Source organism: Pseudobutyrivibrio sp. AR14, from assembly GCF_900101325.1.
GTDB lineage: Bacteria > Bacillota > Clostridia > Lachnospirales > Lachnospiraceae > Pseudobutyrivibrio.
Genome location: NZ_FMUY01000004.1, coordinates 193,544 through 213,769 on the forward strand (window position 1 = coordinate 193,544; position 20,226 = coordinate 213,769).

Annotated in this window: 19 protein-coding genes; 8 read left to right on the forward strand and 11 right to left on the reverse strand. The window is 39.4% G+C overall.

Annotation, left to right across the window (positions count from 1 at the left end):
• Nucleotides 1-72: 72 nt before the first annotated feature.
• From BLP50_RS05320 to BLP50_RS05330, 3 genes are all read right to left on the reverse strand, one after another.
• Nucleotides 73-1,164, reverse strand: a complete 1,092-nt coding sequence (locus BLP50_RS05320; protein ID WP_176753694.1) for a GGDEF domain-containing protein — start codon at nucleotides 1,162-1,164, stop codon at nucleotides 73-75.
• Between the two features lie 212 nt (nucleotides 1,165-1,376).
• A complete protein-coding gene (locus BLP50_RS05325; RefSeq protein WP_090152118.1) occupies nucleotides 1,377-2,210 on the reverse strand; it encodes a deoxyribonuclease IV in 834 nt (277 codons plus the stop codon).
• A 369-nt stretch (nucleotides 2,211-2,579) separates the two neighbouring features.
• Complete coding sequence (locus BLP50_RS05330; RefSeq protein ID WP_090152120.1) at nucleotides 2,580-3,596, reverse strand: HD domain-containing phosphohydrolase; 1,017 nt, start codon at nucleotides 3,594-3,596, stop codon at nucleotides 2,580-2,582.
• A gap of 96 nt (nucleotides 3,597-3,692) precedes the next feature.
• On the opposite strand from BLP50_RS05330, the gene BLP50_RS05335 reads away from it, so the two are divergent.
• Entirely contained in the window at nucleotides 3,693-4,274 is a 582-nt protein-coding gene (locus tag BLP50_RS05335) for an Hpt domain-containing protein (protein WP_090152123.1), read from the forward strand.
• A gap of 6 nt (nucleotides 4,275-4,280) precedes the next feature.
• Here BLP50_RS05335 and BLP50_RS05340 read toward each other — a convergent pair whose 3' ends face one another.
• The 3 genes from BLP50_RS05340 to BLP50_RS05350 form a co-directional block, all read right to left on the reverse strand.
• Nucleotides 4,281-5,636, reverse strand: coding sequence for an ABC transporter substrate-binding protein (locus tag BLP50_RS05340; RefSeq protein ID WP_090152126.1), 1,356 nt, complete (start codon nucleotides 5,634-5,636; stop codon nucleotides 4,281-4,283).
• Nucleotides 5,633-8,125, reverse strand: coding sequence for a response regulator (locus BLP50_RS05345; RefSeq protein WP_090152129.1), 2,493 nt, complete (start codon nucleotides 8,123-8,125; stop codon nucleotides 5,633-5,635). The genes BLP50_RS05340 and BLP50_RS05345 overlap by 4 nt, the downstream gene beginning before the upstream one ends.
• A gap of 141 nt (nucleotides 8,126-8,266) precedes the next feature.
• Nucleotides 8,267-8,818, reverse strand: coding sequence for a TetR/AcrR family transcriptional regulator (locus BLP50_RS05350; protein WP_090152132.1), 552 nt, complete (start codon nucleotides 8,816-8,818; stop codon nucleotides 8,267-8,269).
• A gap of 148 nt (nucleotides 8,819-8,966) precedes the next feature.
• Between BLP50_RS05350 and BLP50_RS05355 the strand changes: the two genes are divergently transcribed.
• On the forward strand, nucleotides 8,967-9,503 hold the full coding sequence (locus BLP50_RS05355; protein ID WP_090152135.1) for a VanZ family protein: 537 nt from the start codon (nucleotides 8,967-8,969) through the stop codon (nucleotides 9,501-9,503).
• Nucleotides 9,504-9,578: 75 nt separating this feature from the next.
• Here the strand turns inward: BLP50_RS05355 and BLP50_RS05360 are convergent, their stop codons facing one another.
• The 4 genes from BLP50_RS05360 to guaA form a co-directional block, all read right to left on the reverse strand.
• The gene (locus BLP50_RS05360) at nucleotides 9,579-10,337 is read right to left on the reverse strand and encodes an aminoglycoside adenylyltransferase domain-containing protein (protein WP_090152283.1); all 759 of its coding nucleotides are present in this window, start codon (nucleotides 10,335-10,337) and stop codon (nucleotides 9,579-9,581) included.
• Between the two features lie 8 nt (nucleotides 10,338-10,345).
• A complete protein-coding gene (locus BLP50_RS05365; RefSeq protein ID WP_090152138.1) occupies nucleotides 10,346-11,503 on the reverse strand; it encodes a PDDEXK nuclease domain-containing protein in 1,158 nt (385 codons plus the stop codon).
• A 55-nt stretch (nucleotides 11,504-11,558) separates the two neighbouring features.
• Entirely contained in the window at nucleotides 11,559-11,780 is a 222-nt protein-coding gene (locus BLP50_RS05370; RefSeq protein WP_090152142.1) for a helix-turn-helix domain-containing protein, read from the reverse strand.
• Nucleotides 11,781-11,994: 214 nt separating this feature from the next.
• A complete protein-coding gene (gene guaA, locus BLP50_RS05375) occupies nucleotides 11,995-13,542 on the reverse strand; it encodes a glutamine-hydrolyzing GMP synthase (protein ID WP_090152144.1) in 1,548 nt (515 codons plus the stop codon).
• A 126-nt stretch (nucleotides 13,543-13,668) separates the two neighbouring features.
• Between guaA and BLP50_RS05380 the strand changes: the two genes are divergently transcribed.
• The 6 genes from BLP50_RS05380 (at nucleotide 13,669) to BLP50_RS05405 (ending at nucleotide 19,157) form a co-directional block, all read left to right on the forward strand.
• The gene (locus BLP50_RS05380; protein ID WP_090152147.1) at nucleotides 13,669-14,169 is read left to right on the forward strand and encodes a hypothetical protein; all 501 of its coding nucleotides are present in this window, start codon (nucleotides 13,669-13,671) and stop codon (nucleotides 14,167-14,169) included.
• Between the two features lie 95 nt (nucleotides 14,170-14,264).
• Nucleotides 14,265-15,653 carry a Trk system potassium transporter TrkA gene (gene trkA, locus BLP50_RS05385; RefSeq protein ID WP_090152149.1) on the forward strand — a complete coding sequence of 463 codons (1,389 nt, stop codon included), beginning with the start codon at nucleotides 14,265-14,267 and terminating at the stop codon, nucleotides 15,651-15,653.
• Between the two features lie 6 nt (nucleotides 15,654-15,659).
• Nucleotides 15,660-17,162, forward strand: a complete 1,503-nt coding sequence (locus BLP50_RS05390; RefSeq protein WP_090152152.1) for a TrkH family potassium uptake protein — start codon at nucleotides 15,660-15,662, stop codon at nucleotides 17,160-17,162.
• Nucleotides 17,159-17,812 (forward strand): hypothetical protein, encoded by a 654-nt coding sequence (locus BLP50_RS05395; protein ID WP_090152155.1) that lies wholly within the window; start codon nucleotides 17,159-17,161, stop codon nucleotides 17,810-17,812. Before BLP50_RS05390 ends, BLP50_RS05395 begins: the two co-directional genes overlap by 4 nt.
• A gap of 36 nt (nucleotides 17,813-17,848) precedes the next feature.
• Nucleotides 17,849-18,451 (forward strand): cytidylate kinase-like family protein, encoded by a 603-nt coding sequence (locus BLP50_RS05400; RefSeq protein WP_090152159.1) that lies wholly within the window; start codon nucleotides 17,849-17,851, stop codon nucleotides 18,449-18,451.
• A gap of 61 nt (nucleotides 18,452-18,512) precedes the next feature.
• Nucleotides 18,513-19,157: a type I phosphoribosyltransferase gene (locus BLP50_RS05405; protein WP_090152162.1), complete on the forward strand. Its 645-nt coding sequence runs from the start codon at nucleotides 18,513-18,515 to the stop codon at nucleotides 19,155-19,157.
• A 49-nt stretch (nucleotides 19,158-19,206) separates the two neighbouring features.
• Here the strand turns inward: BLP50_RS05405 and BLP50_RS05410 are convergent, their stop codons facing one another.
• Nucleotides 19,207-20,178 carry a CPBP family intramembrane glutamic endopeptidase gene (locus BLP50_RS05410; protein ID WP_090152165.1) on the reverse strand — a complete coding sequence of 324 codons (972 nt, stop codon included), beginning with the start codon at nucleotides 20,176-20,178 and terminating at the stop codon, nucleotides 19,207-19,209.
• Nucleotides 20,179-20,226: the final 48 nt, after the last annotated feature.

The window sequence follows — 20,226 nt, forward strand, 5'->3', positions numbered from 1 at the left end:
GTTTCATAGATTAACTATACTAGAATCAAGGGAGGTTGAAAACACTAAATTCTATGTGTAGTGGAATTATCTTTAAGCGTCCACCAATTGCTCCATATTTTTATGGTGCTCTTCTTTTTCATTGTACATGAGAGCATCTAATATCTCAGCGAATTCTTCTCTAGCCATATTGCTGGTTGAAACATAAATAGAATATCCACAGCTTATGTCTACATTTTTGTCCCATCCACGCTTGTCCCTAATGTGGGCAAGCTTTTCTCGCACTTCATTGATAATCATATCAAGCTCAATTTTAGATACATTATCCGTAATTACGAAGAACTCATCCCCTCCGAATCTGCCAATTGATGTATCTTCATCAAAGGAATTGGTCAAAATATCAGCCATCTGTTTTATGGCTTTGTCGCCTTCTTCATGACCAAAGGTATCATTGATGGTTTTGAAATTATCAAGATCCATCATAATAGCCGCAAAATTTTTGCCTGAGGACTGGCTATTTTTTATCATCTCATCCAGCTTGATATCGATACCACGTCGATTCAACACACCAGATAAATAATCGATATTGACGTCATTGCTTTGGAAGAAGAAAAACAGCACCAAACACCCTAAGGATATTCCTGCATAAGTGGTATCCATGTTATAAAAGAACACTTGGCATACTGCACCTAGCAGAGAAAAGAGTGGGAGCACCAAAATCATATTTTTGTATTCGCTCATGAAATCTTTTCTAAACACCACTGTGTATACTAAAAGCAAAACGATAAACAGCATCACAAGCAATGCTCTTATTATGTACAAACTGCCTCTGTAATATAATCCATCTTCAAAATAGAAAAACCATCTAAGTCTAAAAAATGATGATAGGGTAACAAACACACCGTTTGCGATTGCAAATGCTCTAAAGGCATTTTTGAATCTCTTGCGCGGCCTGCTATTTTCGTTATCCATCCAGCAATCTACGTAGTTAACTGCAAATAAAATATCCACCGGATCTAATATGAAAATCAGAAAATATCCGATTCTAGCCAAGAATAAGAGATTGTCAGGATTGTATTCTCCTACTCTTCCTATAGATTCTGAAATTAGTAAAATAAGCGTACAAGTAAGAATTGCAGAGTATTTACGACCTTTCTGCAACCTGGAAGTTTTGTTCTGAAACACCAAAAGAAGAATCAGAAGGAACGATGTGAAAAAATTTAGTACCAGCCAACTAGGTATTTCAACCATTTTATGCCTCGCTAAAATAAACAATTATCCATTGTTATCTTTTGATTGTACCATCATATGTTTATAAAATTGTGTCTTTTCTACAGTTTCTCTAGGTTCATTTTATTGCAACTACCGCATATTTTGCAACAAAACTTGCTCTAAAATTAATCATTTATCCATGAATTGACCAAGGCGATTTCCTCGATGTATCCCTGGTCATCATTTGGAGTCTCTAGAATAAATGGAAGATTCTGAAGAGCAGGATGAAGTGCAATCCTCTTCATTGCCTCCATTCCAATACACCCCTGGCCCAGCTTCTCATGACGGTCCTTTGCTGCACCACATTCATTTTTACTATCATTGAAATGGATAGCCTTAAGACGATTTAGACCTATAACCTTGTCAAACTTTGTAAGGACTCCATCCAAATCATTTACAATATCGTATCCCCCATCCCAGATATGGCATGTATCAAGGCACACACCTAGCTTTTCATTAAGGGTAGTTCTATCGATAATTTCTCTGAGCTCCTCAAATGTCTTTCCAACCTCTGAGCCCTTGCCTGCCATAGTCTCAAGCAAAACTGTAGTCTTCATCTCAGGCCAAAGAGACTCATTCAGTCCATCTGCTATCTGCTGTATCCCAATCTCCGGTCCCTGACCTGTGTGAGAACCTGGATGAAAATTGTAGAGCTGATTAGGCACCTGCTCCATACGCTTTAAGTCCTGCTTAAGCATATCTAGTCCATTGGCTCTAGTCTCTTCCTTAGCAGAGCATAAATTCATTGTATAGCTAGCATGAGCAACCAGTTTGCCAAACTTCTCCTTCTCAAGAATAGCCTGAAGCTTTTTAACGTCTGCATCATCGATTTCTTTGGCCTTCCCGCCTCTTGGATTTCTCGTAAACCAAGCAAAAGTATCGCCTCCAAATTCCGTCATCTGACGTCCCATTGCCTCATAACCATTTGTCACCGATAAGTGGCATCCTATGTATATCATGCTTATGTCTCCGTTCTTTTTGTCTTATATTATAACTTATGTATTATAGTATAATCCATCTTGAAGCAGACTACAGCAAAAACTAACACACAAAAAAAATGGAGAACAAACCTAGCACAGCTGTATCGCCATGCTAAGCTTCTCCTATACCTATTTCAAAACCAAACTTCTCATAAAGCTCCCGCATGTCATATAACTAGTAAAAATTTGGAAAGTCGTGACGACATGTCACAAAAAGTGATAAAAAATAGATATAAATCATAACTCGCAGATAAATATAACGTCTTAAATACTCTTTGTCAACAGATTTTTTCTTATTACACAAATTGTTCACTGTTCCACATAATAGCACTATCTGTCATGTAAAACTTATGACTCATCTCCACCAACTCTATAAATAGAGCCATCATCAATCATTTCAAGCATAATATCTGCAAACCTAGGGTCAAACTGGTTTCCTTTGCCCTTTTCTATTTCGCCGCGAACTATTTCTAGAGGCAGGGCGCCTCTGTAGCTTCGGTTGCTAGTCATGGCATCGTACGCATCAGCCACAGCAATAATCCTAGCTTCCTCTGGGATTTCGTCCCCAGAAATCCCCTCTGGATATCCTTTTCCATCGTACCTTTCATGATGCCATTTTGCCCCTGCTGCAAGCTCTGGCATTTCCTTTATATTGCCTAGAATCTTGCCGCCAATGCCAGGGTGCTTTTTAATAGCGGCAAACTCCTCATCCGTAAGCCTTCCCGGCTTGTTAATCACTTCATCGGGAACTCCAATCTTGCCAACATCATGAAGAAGGCCCATCATGAAAATATTCTCCTGTCGCTTTTCATCATAGCCGTATCTTCTTGCGATTTCCTTGGAATAGGCTGCCACTCTTCCGGAATGGCCTTTAGTATAATTGTCCTTGGCATCAATGGCGTCTGCAAGACTCTCCACAACGTGCAAGAAAAGATTTTCATTTTCCTTTGTCTTCTCGTCTACCACACTTTCAAGATTTCTTTGCAGTCTTATAAGCTCCACCGCGTGCTTAACCCTAAGCACAAGGACACTGGCAACAAATGGCTTTCTAATAAAATCCATGGCGCCAAGAGAAAGTCCCTTTGTCTCCGTATCCTCATCCTCATTTCCTGTGAGAAAAATCACTGGGGTATCTCTCCAAGCAGCCTCGCTCTTTTTAAGGGCCTTGACCGTTTCGAATCCATCCATTTCAGGCATACTAATATCCATCAAAATAAGGTCTGGAGCAGAATTGTCTTTAATATACTCCAAAAGTGCTTTGCCGGATTTTAATGCCACAACCTTCAGGCCAGCACTTGTGAGAGTGTTCCAGGCTCTTTTTAAAATTATAGGATCATCATCAATAACTACAATCTGCGGAATCATTTCTACCTCCTATAAGATATGCCTTCCAATGGTGATATTTTCCATGGTTTATACCCTAATTTAATAGTGGTATACTCAAATTATGGAGGGGCATTTATGAACATTAATATTCCTGGTATTGATATAACAAAAGCTATCCAAAACTCTGGCTCTGAGGAGCTCTTTAAAGAGCTTCTAGGCGATGTATACAAACTAATGGATGACAAAATCAATCTGGTAGAATCCTACCTGATGCAAGGGGACATCCAAAACTTTACTGTCCAGGTCCATTCCCTAAAAACCACCTGCCGCATGATTGGGGCAATGGATTTAGGTGAAGATTTCTTTACCCTAGAAAAACTAGGCAAGGACAACAATGTACCTGAAATACAAAATCTTACACCAGGGATTCTTGACTCTCTTAGGGCGCTAAAGCCTTATCTTCAGCCATTTGCTTCAAATGGTAATACCGGTCAAAAAAGCTTTGACAAAAATGCCCTGTCAAATATCTTGAACACCCTTATTAAAGCAGTGGACGATTTTGATCTTGGCGCTGCAGAAGAGGCTACAAAACAGCTCTTTTCTTATAAATGCCATGAAGAACTTTCGGAGAAAATTACTGCTCTTGATAAGCTTGTTTCCAATCTTGATTACGACGAGGCAAAAGAGCTAGCTAAACAAATCCTAAGCTCTCTCTAATCTGTGTTAGTCAGTAGGTATTGTTCCGTAGCCTGCCACTGCTTCATCAACGGTCATCTCTCCGTTAACAACTGCGTAGGCCGCTGCTCTGAACTGCTTTACCGCCGTGTCGAGAATTTCTGTATCCCTAAAGTTTACGGTCCGCTCCTCAGGAAAATCCCCTAGGGAAGCATAGACTTCATCAAGAGAATAATCCTTGGTAGGTGTAATAAGTCTTTTCTCCAGGGCCATGCGTCCAAGTTCATCATCACTAGTTAGGAATCTGATAAATTCATTGGTCATATCTAAGGTTGCGCTGTTTTTGTTTACGCAGAATAATATGGAAATTGAATCCATAAAGTAGCCGCCCTCGTCTCCAGAAGGTGCTACATAAAAATCATATCTAAAAGGCTTAGCAGAAAATGCTTCTGACTTACTCTCTCTCTTTTTAGTTCCAGAAACAACGTCCCCAGAGCAAAGCATCATCGGAACATCTCCCTCAAAAAATCTCATAATAACTGCATTGTAATCATCTTCAATTTCAGCTGTACATTTATCTACATCTATGCAACCTAAATCCACAAGCTCCTTTAATCTAGTAAGGGACTCTCTCATGACTTCACCTGCAGAAGGTACCAGATTATTAAGGTCATCCTCGACGCTTCTATCATCTTTTACAGTTTTTGCAAACATAGGATATGCAAAAGCGTAGCCGATACCTGGAGTTGTTGAAGTGTTTGCTCCCATGACAGGAGAAGCATAGCCTGCATCTTTTAGCTTTTCACATACTACTTTTAGTTCATCAAATGTCTCTGGAATCTCAAGGCCTTCCTTTTCGAAAATGTCCATATTCACAAGCATTCCATAGGATGTGGCAAATACTGGAAGAGCCACTATTTGACCATTATCCATCTCCCACTGAACGCTTGGACGTATACAATCTAAATTGATTTCAAGCTCCGGAGCAGAGAGCACTTCTGCATCGTCAAATAGTGATGTAAATAGCGGATTCCCATACATCCATGGCTGCACCACATAGATATCAGGTGGCTCCTGTCCAGCCAGGGCAGGCCCTATTGTATTTCTGTAGTCGTCCAAAAATGTGTAGGTAATCTCCCCGTTTGGATAATATTCGTAGAACCTGTCGATAGTACTCTCGAGGGATTCAAAGTTAGAATATGTTCCAACAACAGAAAGCTTGTACTCAGTGTCAGATGAGTATTTTGGAGAAAAGCCCTCGCTAGCTTCTTCATGCTGTTCACTTTGCTCTGAGCTTTGATCTTGGCTCTGATTCTGCCCCTGATCATGTCCACAGCTGGCCAAGTTAAATCCCATCATTGCCACAAGGGTCATAGATAATATTGTCTTAATTCCTCTATTCATGTCTTCTCCTTTCCACTATCATCAACCTTAGAAAAATAATCATCTGCCAAGGAAGCCACTTCTTCCACATTCATTTCTTCGAAATGGGCCCCTATGATTTTTTCCTCATCAACATCAGTCAATTTTGGCATCTGGTAATCCACCAGTAATAAATCCACTTCATGAGTCTTTAAATATCCCTGGGCCTGCTCTGTAGATTTTGCAACTGCCACCTCATAAAGATCTGATAGCTTTGCCATAACCCCTCTCAAAAAGTCGATATTCTCACCCACTACAAGAATCTTTTGCTTCTTTTCATCCACTTCCTTTATTAAATCAGCAGACAAATATGTAAGCAGCATGCCTTCTAGCTTTTTCGTATCAATTGGTTTTGTTAGATAGTCATCAAAACCGGCATTTATATACATTTCTCGCATGCCTGATACCGCATTTGCGGTAAGACAAATAATAGGTGTTTTACTGTTTGGCGTGTCGGTATAGGCCTTCATTTCCCTAATGGTCTCTATGCCATCCTTGTTAGGCATCATGTGATCTAGGAAAATCACATCATAGAAATTACGCTTGAAAAGAGCAATACATGCGTCTCCACTTTCTGCCGTATCTATCTGCATCTTGGTCTGTCTAAGAAGATTTACAAACACCTTTAGGTTGATTTCATTATCATCAACCACCAATATTCTTGCATCAGGTGCCACAAAGGAAACTTTGTATTTCTCACGCTCTTTAAGAAAGCTTTTGAAAGCAGCATCAAACTCACCCAGTGGCTCCCATTTCACCACCTTTTGTCTCAAGTCAAATGAAAATACAGAGCCTTTTCCATACTGACTTTCCACCTGGATTTTGCTATCCATCATATTAAGAAAACTCTGGGCAATAGCCATTCCAAGGCCAGTGCCTTCTATATTTCGATTCTTCTTTTCCTCAATTCTCTCAAAGGCTTCAAATAGCTTATGAAGGTCCTCTTCCCTTATTCCAATTCCAGTATCTGCCACGCTGACGTGTAGATTTACATAATCTGGACTATCCTCACATTTACTGCTATTTATTGAAAAAGTCACAGTGCCTTCTTTTGTATATTTGACGGCGTTTGAAAGAATATTAGTGATGACCTGTTTAATCCTTATTTCATCGCCGTGGAGGCATCGCGGTATGTTATTGTCCACCTCCAGCTTGAAAGTAAGCTGTTTTTCCTCTGCTTTCCTCTGCACCATATTTACAATGTCATTTAAAAGGGAAGCAAAATTGTAGTCCACATCAATGATTTCCATTTTTCCAGCCTCAATTTTGGAAAAATCAAGGATGTCATTGATAATGCCAAGCAGGGTATTTCCCGCTGCTCTAATATTTTCTGAATACATAAGGACATCATTATCCCGGCTGTCCCTTAAAATCATTTCATTCATGCCAATTATGGCATTCATTGGTGTCCTGATATCATGGGACATGGTAGAAAGAAAATATGATTTTGCTTCATTGGCCTGATTTGCAGCCTCTGCTGCAACAGCCAGCTTTCGATTATAGTTGTGGAGAATTATTAGGTTGAAATGAAGAAGAATCATAAGTCCTAAAGCGACGATTCCTAAAATCATCCAGTCAATAGACCTGCTTACCGTCAGTTCATTTGCTGGAATATAGGCCACAAGAAACCATGACTCCAGATTACTTAAAGGAGCGTAGGCAATCACACTGTCCTCATTTTTAGAATTACGAATATGCATGGAGCCTATATCTGTGCGGATTGTCTCCACCACATTCTCATATTCCTGGGCGGACATAGGATTGTATGATTTAAAGTATTCAAAGAAATTGCTATTTTTAAGGGATTTGCCATGAATCATGTAGTCGCCATCCCAATCGATAAGGGATATTTCAACATTTTCATACTCGCCCTTCAAGAAAACCAGCTTCTGCTCTAGACGGCTCACCGGTACCACGCGAATAATAAGTGCATCTCGCATATTACCTGTTTCACCATCCATCACCTTTATGTTATTCAAAAAAGCGATTGACTGGACGCCATTTAAAGGGTTGGTATAGGCCCTTGTTAAATTAACAACACCATCTACGTTGCTAATCTCTAGATTTTCAAAAATATTAATATGGGTATACTTTACAGAGAAATTGGACGGGTCTGTAGAACTAGCCGTTGTAGAAATGCCTGCCATAGAGCCGTCATCAATATAAATAAGATGTCCTGAGATCTCAGGAGAAATTTTTGCTTTTCTAATATATGAAATGGCCTCATCAACAGTCATAGGAGTCCCTGCCTCCGCTGACCTATTGATGTAATTAGCCCAAATATCACACAGATGCTGCTCGTCCTCCAAATAGTTGGCCACAATCTGTTCTGTTGTAGTAGTCATTTTCTCAAAAGACGCAATTGAAGCCTGGTTTGATTCTGTCGCCCTGTCATTGGCGTACTTTACAATAATGAAAAGAATCAAACCTACTATCAAAATATTAATGATAACAATGTATCTTTTCTTCAATCTGCATCCTCTGTAATAATACACAATTTACGTTTATGATACAGATTAATTATAACATCTAACCTATAGCGATTTTGTTAAAAAACTTTTAATTCGCTATGGAGCCGGTTCTAAAACGCTGTCCGGTCTGCTGTCAACTTTCTAAAACCTCGGCGACGTGTAACCTCTCTTTAACAGTTCAATTAATTTGTCCGAAGGCTCATCCATGTCATTATCAACCCACTTGATCAACATGCAAAACATTCCGCCCACACTATAGGCCAAAAGATAAGGTACCTCCTTTTCCATGCTCTGTGTCCTTTCCTTAGTATGAACATACTCCATAACCTGAAGCGATTTTTGATACATATGATCAAAGAAAGAGTTTAAGATATTTTGTTGTTTTAAAAGAAAAAGCAATGATTTTCGTTCTTCACAAAACTCAAAATAACATTTAACCACATCCCAATAATGATGAATGTCTCTTTCCTTTACCTGTAAAAAAAATTCCTGAAACCATGATTCAAACAGAAAAACAAGTAGTTCTTCCTTGCTTGAGAAAAGCCTGTAAAAGGTTCTTCGAGACAACTTTGCCTCCTGGGCTATCTGTGTAACAGTAATTTCTCCAAAATCATATAGATTCATGCACTTAAGCAGTGCCTTCCCCATTTCTTCTTTTGATTTCTCTGCGATTTTTCCGTTAGTTCTGTTCATAAATCTCACTCCCAATGGTATATTTGTATAAAGTGTTACACTATTGTAAATATGTGACACATTAGCAATTCCCGTTGACTTCTAATTATTTTATAATATAGTATATTCATATTTGACACAAGTGTGACACATTAGAAGGAGTGAAAACATGTTAGAAATAAATATTTATATGATTGTTGGATTCATCACTTTATGCTGGATTATTACCAGATTAGCAGTCTTTCTTTTAACGAAAAAATTAAATATCTTAAGAGAGTTACAGCTCATCCTTGTCTATATCTGTATTGTAGTTATTTCAAGAATGGTACTGCTCCCTTTACATCTTGTAAATGGACACCTAGGAACCATAGTTTTTGATGCTTCAAGGATTTTGCCCTTCTGGATGAACCTTAAGCCTTTTACATTTGTAAATGATTTTTATGATGGTTGGAAGACAAACGTAATCGGAAATATCGCCATGTTTATTCCTGTGGGAATCGTGTGGCCATTTTGCTTTAAAAAGCTTAATACCATAGGAAAATCAATTCTGGCAGGCGGATGCTTTTCGCTTTTTATCGAAATATTTCAACTGCTCTTCTTTGACCACTGCAGCGATGTGGATGACTTAATCTTAAACACAACCGGTGTAGTAATCGGAAGCCTCATATATTTCGGAATTAAAAAAGCTACAGGGAAAAAGAAATAAAAGAAGTGCCCTTGAATGCAAGCATTCAAAGGCACTTTTTTTAATGTTATCAAGGGAGTGTTATCACACTTGCCTTCACTTGTTTTTTTCGCTTGCAATTTCTCCCACCATATATTTGGCATAATCCTTTGCAAGATTCGTATCATAAGATATATTTCTGTCCTCTGCATATTCTATCAGTGCATCTTGTATCAGACTATGATATCTTTCATGAACATTCTTCAATGCCCATTCTCCCCCCTCTTTCTTGGAAAGAACAAGGCCATCTTTCAAATACGCAAGTACTCGTGAAAGATTCACTATTAGGTACATAGGATTATCTGTGATTTCCTCTTCCGCTTCAGCAATATCATTCCAGATAGAGTCAATGTAATCCTGTACCGGTACGTCAGCAAAAATATCTTTGATAGAAGCGCCATATAAACACTTGCCCCTATGGTTTATGATTGTAAAATGCGCAGCAAGGTCTTTATCCTCGCCCTTCATTTTCGAAATATAATCATCCGGATTCTTTCCATACCAATCCAGATGCGCAACTGAAAAATGTAGTTCAAAAGGAGTGGGATAAACAAAAGGCTTGCAAACACTTTGCTTTACAATACTCATTTCAATTCCTTTAGCCGGTCCCTTATTATTTAATTCCACTACCATATCCATAAAGGATTTTTTAACTTTATCCTCTATAGCATTCTTCACTACTACAATCAGATCTATATCACTCTTAGCAGGATTATAACATCCCATAACAGCAGAGCCATGTAGATATACTCCTACCAAATTATCTTGCAAGATTTCTTTTGACTTTTCTACAAAACTATTTGTAACTGTATCCATTTCTCCCCTCATTCGTTGTCTCTGTTCCAAACGTCCTCTGTATCTAGCAATCTTTTTAATTCCTCTATATCTGGTAGTGCTTTTCTAAGATCTTCTGACATATCTCTTGACGTTTTATATGTTGCAACACCCATTGGCTTTGAATAATCTTGGATTACATAATCAACAAATGACTTATTCATATCCTTACACAAAATCAGTCCAATAGCAGGATTCTCATGTGGCTTTTTTTCATATCCATCTAGTACACTTAAATAACCTTGTAACTGTCCTAGATAAGATGGTTTAAACTTTCCTCGCTTGAGTTCGACCGCAACCAGACAATTTAATTCCCTGTTAAAGAAGAGTAAATCGATGTATTGATCTTCTCCAAATGCATCTAAGTGATATTGGTTACTTATAAACGCAAAGTCTTTTCCAAATGTTAAAATAAAATTTTTAACATTATTAACAATAGCATTTTCTACAACTCGTTCATCTACATCAGCTGCATCACGGATATCTATTTCTTCAACATTTATATAATCTAGAAGGTACTCATCTTTGAATGTACTAATAGCCTTAAGTGCTTGTACACCTGTCAGCATTGTATCACCAAAATTATTTGGTAATTTACCCTGGTGCTTAAAGTCTTCAGCTACAATACTAGCTGTTAATTGTTCTCTACTTAGTTTTTCATTTGCGCATTTCATTATATAGAATATGCGCTCATCATACTCTTTGCATTTACTTAATATAGTCCTATGATGCGAAAAGCCTATCGCACAAAATTGTTCAACTGGAAATTCTTCTATATTTGGCACCTGCTGGTTCCATATTTCAATTTCCAATTTGGCACCAGCGGGTGCCAAATTAGAATTGTTATCTTCAATAGTATTTGTACTAGACGAATCTAGCATTCGCCATTCTTCATAAAAGGTTCTCATATATCTTAAATTTCTTGCTGAAAATCCTCTTAACCCAGGCAATTCTCTTTCTAGCTGTTCACTAATAGTATCAATAGCTCCCTGACCCCAAAATCCATTTCTTGAATTAAGTGATATATATTTTCCAATGCCAAAGTAAAGCATTAACTGTTTTTCATTTACAGATTTAGCAGCTTCATATTGGCTTTGAAGAATTGCCGTTTTAATAAGCTGTACTGCATCTCTATATTTCTGATCCATATCAGACCTCCACCATATAAATATTTCGCTATCCTGTCCTCTGTTCCATAGTCAATCATGCTTCTTCTGCGGCTTCTCCGCCTTCAATTGACCCCATTCGATTTTCCTCAAGCAACAAAATATACGCCATCATTCTAAGCAAATATTCCGGAGGAGCGCTTATTCCTTGTTCCCATTGTTGAAGAGTCCTCACCGGAATCCCAAATTTTGCAGAGAACTTACTTTGCGATAATCCCGTTTTCTTTCGTAATTCCTTTATTCTGGCTGAAACATCCATATCATCACCTCCGCAACACCTCTATACTTTATTAAAGTATAGAGAAAAACATATACGTTGTCAACGTATATGTTTTTTGTACCAAACCATGCTCTGTTATTGACTCACTATGCTCATCAATAACCATCCTATAGTCAGCAAATTAAAAAAGTGCCCTTGAATGCAAGCATTCAAAGGCACTTTTTGTTATTCATTTCATTAACTACATAGCTTATTATTCCAGCTCTACTGTTCCTGGTGGCTTAGATGTGAGGTCGTACATTACGCGGTTAACGCCCTTGACCTCGTTGATGATGCGGCTCATAACGCGCTGAAGCACATCAAATGGAATCTCTGTAGCCTCGGCTGTCATAAAGTCGATTGTCTCTACGGCGCGGAGAACTACTGCATAGTCGTATGTACGCTCGTCGCCCATAACGCCAACTGAGCGCATATTAGAAAGTGCTGCGAAATACTGATCAGGAAGCTTTTTAAGTCCTGCCTCAGCAAGCTCTGTTCTATAGATGTAGTCAGCATCCTGTACGATGCGGACCTTTTCTTCTGTAACCTCACCGATGATACGAATACCAAGACCTGGGCCTGGGAATGGCTGACGGAATACAAGGTACTCTGGAAGACCAAGCTCAAGACCAACCTGACGAACCTCGTCCTTGAAAAGGTTGCGAAGTGGCTCGATGATTTCCTTGAAATCAACATAATCTGGAAGACCACCAACATTGTGGTGAGACTTGATAACAACTGACTCGCCGCCAAGTCCAGACTCAACAACGTCTGGGTAGATAGTTCCCTGTGCTAAGAAGTCAACAGTACCAATTTTCTTGGCCTCCTCCTCAAATACACGGATGAACTCCTCTCCGATAATCTTACGCTTGCGCTCTGGCTCCTCAACACCAGCAAGCTTAGCATAATAGCGGGAAGCTGCATTAACACGTACAAAATTAATATCGAAGGAACCCTCTGGTCCAAATACGCCCTCAACCTCGTCGCCCTCGTTCTTACGAAGAAGACCGTGGTCAACGAATACACATGTGAGCTGCTTGCCGATGGCCTTAGCAAGAAGGGCTGCAAGTACAGATGAATCAACACCACCTGAAAGTGCAAGTAATACCTTGCCTGAGCCTACGCGCTCTCTAATCTCACCGATAGTCTGCTCAACAAAGGAATCCATTCTCCAGCTTCCAGCTGTGTTGCAGATATTGCGAACAAAGTTAAATAAGATTTCCTTACCCTGTACTGTGTGAAGTACCTCAGGGTGGAACTGAATAGCATAAAGCTTTTTAGCCTCTAAAGCTGCTGCTGCAACTGGGCAATCAGCAGTGTGGGCAATTATGTCAAAACCAGGTGCCACCTTGCTAATATAATCAAAATGGCTCATCCAAACGATTGTAGACTTTTCAACACCTGCAAAAAGTGTATCTGTACAACCATCTATAAATGTCTCAGTCTTACCGTACTCACGAACTGGTGCCTTCTCTACCTTGCCACCGAGAACATGCATCATAAGCTGTGCTCCATAGCAAAGTCCAAGTACAGGAATACCAAGCTCAAAAAGCTCCTTGGTGTATGTAGGGGCTCCATCCTCATAACATGAATTAGGACCACCTGTAAGGATAATTCCCTTTGGATTCATTTCTTTAATCTGCTCGATTGGGGTGCGATAAGAATAAATTTCGCAATAGACGTTACATTCTCTGACACGACGGGCAACTAGCTGATTATATTGACCGCCAAAGTCGATAACAATGACTTTTTCCTGGTTCATCTGACACTCCTTCTTATTAATATGAAATTAAATTTCCTATAGTATAGGAGAATTCGCCATAATCTTCAACCATCAAAGTAAATAAAAATTAATAACTTCCGATATAAGAACTAGGAGGATTTTAGTATGAGTATGAACGTTTCCAACTCACTTAGCTTAAGAATATACTACAACAACTATTCAAAAGTAGTTACAGGTGCCACCCGCAAAAGTGCAACTTGCGGTACTTTGTCATTTGCGGACTCTTCAGCTCTTAAGAATGCTATTCGCAACCTACAGGACTACAACTTTGAAGAGGCCTCTGATGCGCAGACTCAAGAAAAAATAAGAGCCTTTGCCGATACGTTAAATAACACTCTTCAGTCGGCTGGAAAATATGCACCAAATAGCTCTTCAGTAAAACATGCTCTTACTAATATTAAAAACCTCAATAGCCAGTACGCTGATGAACTGAAAAAAATCGGAATTACTGTTGATAAGGATGGCAGCCTTTCAGTATACGAATCAGCTGGTAAAAACTATAAGAAAACAAAGTTTGATAACTTTTTCGATAAAGACTCAGAATACCTAAATGCCTTATATAAAGAGGCTAAAAAGATTAACCGCCGGGTAGATGTCAGAATTTAACTTGCACTTTTGCCTCTTTTAGACTACATTATGATATGGATGATTATGTAATTAAGAATTGTCCATATTTTTACAGTTATCTTGGAGGCAATTAAATGGCTTTTACTAACTCCTCAAAAAGAGGACTTAAAATAATAATCGTAGGATGCGGTAAAGTTGGTCGTACCCTTGTTGACCGTCTTTCAAAAGAAGGTCATGACATTGTGGTCATCGATGAGAATCAGGACCGTATCGATAATCTTACAAATCTCTACGACATAATGGGAATTCAAGGCAATGGCGCCAGCTACAGCACCCAAGTTGAGGCTGGTATCAACGACGCCGATCTCATTATAGCCGTTACCAACTCTGATGAGCTCAACCTCCTTTGCTGTACTATTGCAAAGCAAATGGGTGATTGCGCTTCTATCGCTAGAGTTAGAAACCCAGACTACTCAAAAGAAATTTCATACTTACAGGAAAAGCTTGGTCTTGTTATGATTATCAACCCTGAGTTAGAGGCTGCCAGAGAGATTTCTTCTATTCTCTCACTTCCATCCACACTTGAGGTTTCTTCATTTGCCCATGGCCAGGCAGAAATGGTTGAGTTTAAAATCGAGGAAGGCAATGTTCTTGACGGACTCGCCATAAAGGATTTACATAGAACAATCTCAAGTAAGGTGCTTATCACAGCTGTTAAGCGCGGCTCTGAAGTTATCATCCCAACTGGTGATTTTGTACTCCAGACAAATGATATCGTATGTGCGGTAGGTGCTAGACGATTTGCCCGTACATTCCTTAGCGAAATCGGATTCAAGACACGTCAGGTTAAAAACTGTCTTATCGTTGGCGGTGGTAAGGCTTCTTATTACCTTGCCAAGCTTCTACTTCAGGCTCGTATTGATGTTAGCATCATCGAAAGAAGCAAGGAGCGCTGCGAGGAGCTTTCAATCGCACTTCCAAAAGCTACTATTATAAATGGCGACGGCGGCGACGAGTCCCTTCTTAGAGAAGAAGGCATCGAATATATCGAGAGTTTCGTTCCTCTTACAGGAATCGACGAGGAAAATATTATCCTTACTCTCTATGCTAACCAGGTCAGCAATGCCAAGGTTGTTACCAAGGTTAACCGTATCAACTTTGACAATGTACTTTCACAGTTAAATCTTGGCTCTGTTGTATATCCACGTCACATAACAGCCGAGTCAATTATCGCATATGTACGTGCTAAGAGTGCTTCTGGCGACGGCAATGATATCCTCACTCTTTACCATCTCTTTGATCAAAAGGTAGAGGCTATCGAGTTCAATATCAGCGAGAAATCTGCTGCTGTTGGCGTGCCATTCTCTGTTCTTAAATTTAAGGACAATGTACTTATCGCTTTCATCAACCGCAACGGAACTATCATTATTCCAAGCGGTTCTGACACAATAGAAGTTGGCGACACCGTCATGGTTGTTACCACTCATACCGGATTCGGTAATATTAAGGATACTTTGAGGTAATCGGACATGAATAATTCCGTGATTCGCTTCATATTAGGATATGTAGTAGGCTTCATGGGCCTATTTCTAATGCTTCCTATTATTGTTGCATTTATCTATCATGAAGATGTTTGGCTTGAATATGCAATCGTAGCTTTCCCTTGCCTAGTGCTAGGTGTTATCAACAGCTACTTCAGACCTAAGAAGTTCTTCTTTTTCTTAAAAGAAGGTTTCTTCTGCACAGGTGCTTCCTGGGTAGTTTTATCAGTTATTGGTGCTATTCCTCTCTGGCTCACTGGAGAGATTCCAAGCTACGTAGACGCTTTATTTGAGGCAGTTTCTGGCTTTACTACAACTGGTGCTTCTATTTTGCCAAATGTTGAGGCTCTTTCTCATGCCTCTCTTTTCTGGCGAAGCTTTACTCACTTGGTTGGTGGTATGGGAGTTTTAGTATTCCTCCTTACAGTTATTCCACTTGCCGGTGGTGACGGCTCCCAGTTCAACCTTATGAAGGCAGAATCACCTGGACCATCTGTTGGAAAGCTAGTTCCAAAGCTTAAAAACACAGCACAGATGCTTTACCTGATTTACCTTGGACTATGCGCTCTTGAGATAATACTTCTTCTCATTGCAGGCATGACTCCATTTGAGGCAATCAACACAAGTATTGCCACTGCTGGTACTGGTGGTTTCGGTATCTACTCAAGCAGTATCGGTGGCTTCAATGTTGCCTGTCAGTGGATTGTTGCCGCATTTATGTTCATTTTCGGTATCAATTTTAACTTTTACTATTACATACTCTTCCGTCACGCTCGCGCAGCATTTCGAATGGAAGAGGTGAGAATGTATTCATTCCTTACAGTTGCTTCCATCGGTATCATCACAGTAAATACTCTTAGCTGCAGCTCAGGACTTTTTGATGCATTGACTAAGGCAGCCTTCCAGGTTACTTCTATTCAATCATCAACTGGTTTCTCCACAGCAGACTTTGCTGTTTGGCCACAGACTAGCCGATGCGTTTTAGTACTGCTCATGTTCATCGGTGCCTGCGCCGGTTCAACAGGTGGTGGTATCAAAGTTTCCCGCTTCGTACTTATGGGAAAGGCCGTACACAAGGAGCTCATCAGCTACATACATCCACGTTGCGTCCGCAAGACAATCATGGATGGCAAGCCAGTTAACCACGAGACAATCCGCTCTAACAACGTATTCTTTGGCACATTTATGCTGGTATTCTTTGTGAGCGTAATTTTGTTATCATTTGAAAACCTTGATTTTTCAACTATTTTTACATCCGTAATTGCCACAATGAGCAATATTGGACCTGGTATGAGTCTAGTAGGACCTACTGGAAACTTTGCATTCTTCTCTAACTTCTCAAAGATTGTACTTATCTTTGATATGTTGGCTGGACGTTTAGAGCTTTTCCCAATACTTATGCTCTTCCACCCAACAATTTGGAAGGACTTATTCACAACATACCATGCCAAAGAGCCTAAAAATGCTGGCAAGGTAATGAAAGAATCATGAAAACAATTATTATAAAAATGACTGACGCATACGACTATCAGTCATTCTATGAGACAATTGAAAATTGTACTATGATTGATTGCAGAGATTTAGAGGGTACACGCTGCTATCTGGATGACTCTGCCAAATCAATTCTTGTAGATCGATTAAATGAATACTCTGCAAAGGGTATTCATTTTATTGATTCTGGAAACTATCACTATCTCAGTCTTCTATGGCTTCAGAAAATCACCACACCATTTAACCTAGTTTTATTTGATCATCACCCTGACAATCAGCCTCCTAGCTTTGGAGAAATTACTTCTTGCGGGGGATGGGTTCTTGAAGCAACTGAAACTCTTCCAAATCTAAAAAACGTATTTACGTATGGCGTTGGGAACGAGACTCCTATAGAAAATATCCCGACTGATTTACCTATTTATATTTCAATCGACAAGGATGCCCTGTCAACAGAATTTGCAATCACTGATTGGGACCAGGGAAACATGACATTAGATGAGCTTCTAAAGGACCTTGAATTCCTTTACTCAAGCCATCAAATTATAGGCGTAGACATCTGTGGGGATTCAGGAGAAAATGCCGAAAATGGTGGAAAAGTCAATAATCAGACAAATCACTCTCTTTTTGACTTTTTGTCGAAAAAATTTTAAACTATAGGTAAGAAAAATGTATTGGAGGGAACCACTATGTATCCTGTAATTACCATTAGTAGAGAATTTGGCAGCGGTGGTCATAGCATTGGCGAAGCTGTGGCAAAACAGTTGAACATCCCATTTTACGACGGAGAAATTGTTAACCGCGTGGCCATCGAAAGCGGTTATGCAAAAGAGTTAATAGAGACACAAGGTGAGTATACAAGCTCAACAGCCATGTGGTTTGATATTTCAGCTGCTGGCACAATGTATTTCCAGAGTCCTCAGGACGAAATTTTCATTGCACAGAAAAAAGTCATTTTAGAATGTGCAAAAAAAGGACCTTGCGTAATCGTAGGTCGCTGCGCTGACTACATTCTCAGAAAGGAAGGCATCCGCTGCATGAATGTTATGATTCACGCAGATATGGAGCATCGTAAAAAGAGAGTTCTCGAAAGATACGAGAATATTGAAAATGTCAGCATAGAAAAGAGACTTGCTAAAAAGGATAAGCAACGCAAGACTTACTACAAGTATTACACCGATAAAAACTGGGGCGATTTCCGTGAATACGATGTCATCCTTGACAGTGGATCACTTGGGGAGGCCATGTGTGTTAAGACTATCTGCCAGCTAGCAGAGAATTTCCCAGAATAAAAATTAAGTAATATCGTTTTGGAATAGTTACGTTAATCATTAATAGCATGGGGGGCTTTTTATGTTAAAAGAGTACACTAAGATTCCAGCACCACTTAATTCTGAAGTAGCACTTAAAATTATTCCTGGTCATTTTGCCACCAATCACTCTCACATTACTAACTACATGGAGATTGGCACAATGAAAACACGATGCAACGAGGCCCAGGGCGTGGCACAGCTTCTTGCAATGCACTACTCAGTTCAAACACCTGTTGATACTATTGTTTGCGCTGATGACATGGAAGTTGTTGGTACATTTTTAGCTCAAGAGCTTACAAAGGCCGGCGTTGCCAATTACAACCAGCACAAGACAATTTACGTTACATCTCCTGAAATCACATCTAGTGGTCAGAGCATTTTCCGAGACAATATGCAGCTTACTGTTAGAGATAAAAATGTATTGTTGCTATTCGGCTCACTTTCTACAGGACGTACTGTTGAGAGCTTAGCTGAATGTGTTAAATATTATGGAGCAAAAATAAGTGGCGCATGCGCTATCTTCTCAGCTGTTAGAGAAGTAGGTGGCATTCCAATTACAGCAGTCTTCCACGATGAGGATATTCCAAACTATCAGTCTTATCCTCTTCATGATTGCCCACTTTGCAAGCAGGGAGTTCCTATTGATGCTATAGTAAATTCATTTGGATATTCTGAATTACGATAAATGACAATAAAAAACTCGAGCTACCATTTGGTAACTCGAGTTTTATTTTTTAGCCTAAAAATCCACTTGCTATGCTAAGAACAAATTCAAAGGCGCAAATGAGTAAGAATAAAATCATACCTACATTCAAACAAACTGTAGCAACTTTGCCCTCTTCAGGAAGCTCAAGTCGCTCTTGACTGTAGCTTCTCTTTTTAAATCCAAGTATGAGACATATAAGACCAGCAATTGCCAAACCGTACACTATAAATACATATATTATAATACCAGCAACACCAGCCATCGCATCAGGCGATGCTAACAATGCCTCGATATCGCTCGTATCTACACCATTAAGCTTATTAAGGAAATATACAGAAACAACACTACCTCCAAAATTAACTAACATATGCATGATAATTGTATAGATAACTTTGCCTGTCTTATAGTAAACATAGCCCCATACAAGTCCCATTAAAAATGTGTAGAACACCTGAGAAAAATTACCGTGGAATAATGCAAACATCGCTGCACTAGTTATTACTGCAACCTTACCACCATAAACATGTATGCGGTCAATCAAAAACTTACGGAATATGAATTCCTCCACAATTGGTGCAAGTATTGCCAGTACAATCGGTGCCAACGCACTATTTGTTGAAGTCAGGGTCTCCATAGTTACATTTGTATTAATGTTGAATCTTTCAAATATTCTTCCTACAAATGATGCTACCAAAGAACCTGCTACCATTCCAAAAGTAGTCAATGTAAAAAATCTAAGCCAATTTGGAAAATTCAATGTCCTAGTCTCAACAAATGGCTCTGCCGGAACACGCTTAATCAATAAGATAAAAATTGGAAAAGCAATACAATACATTGGCACAAAGGTTGAAACCCACATTGCCCATGATGGCGGATTATTAACATCCACCAATGAATATACTACAGTAGAAAAAATCATCTGTAGCACAAATGATACTGCAATGTAGATAAAAAATGCTAACCCCACTGCTGAAAATGTTTGTTTTGCCGTTCTCTCCATAACAACCTCCTCTTTTATGCCAGTTTACGTTACATTGCCCCCCTCACA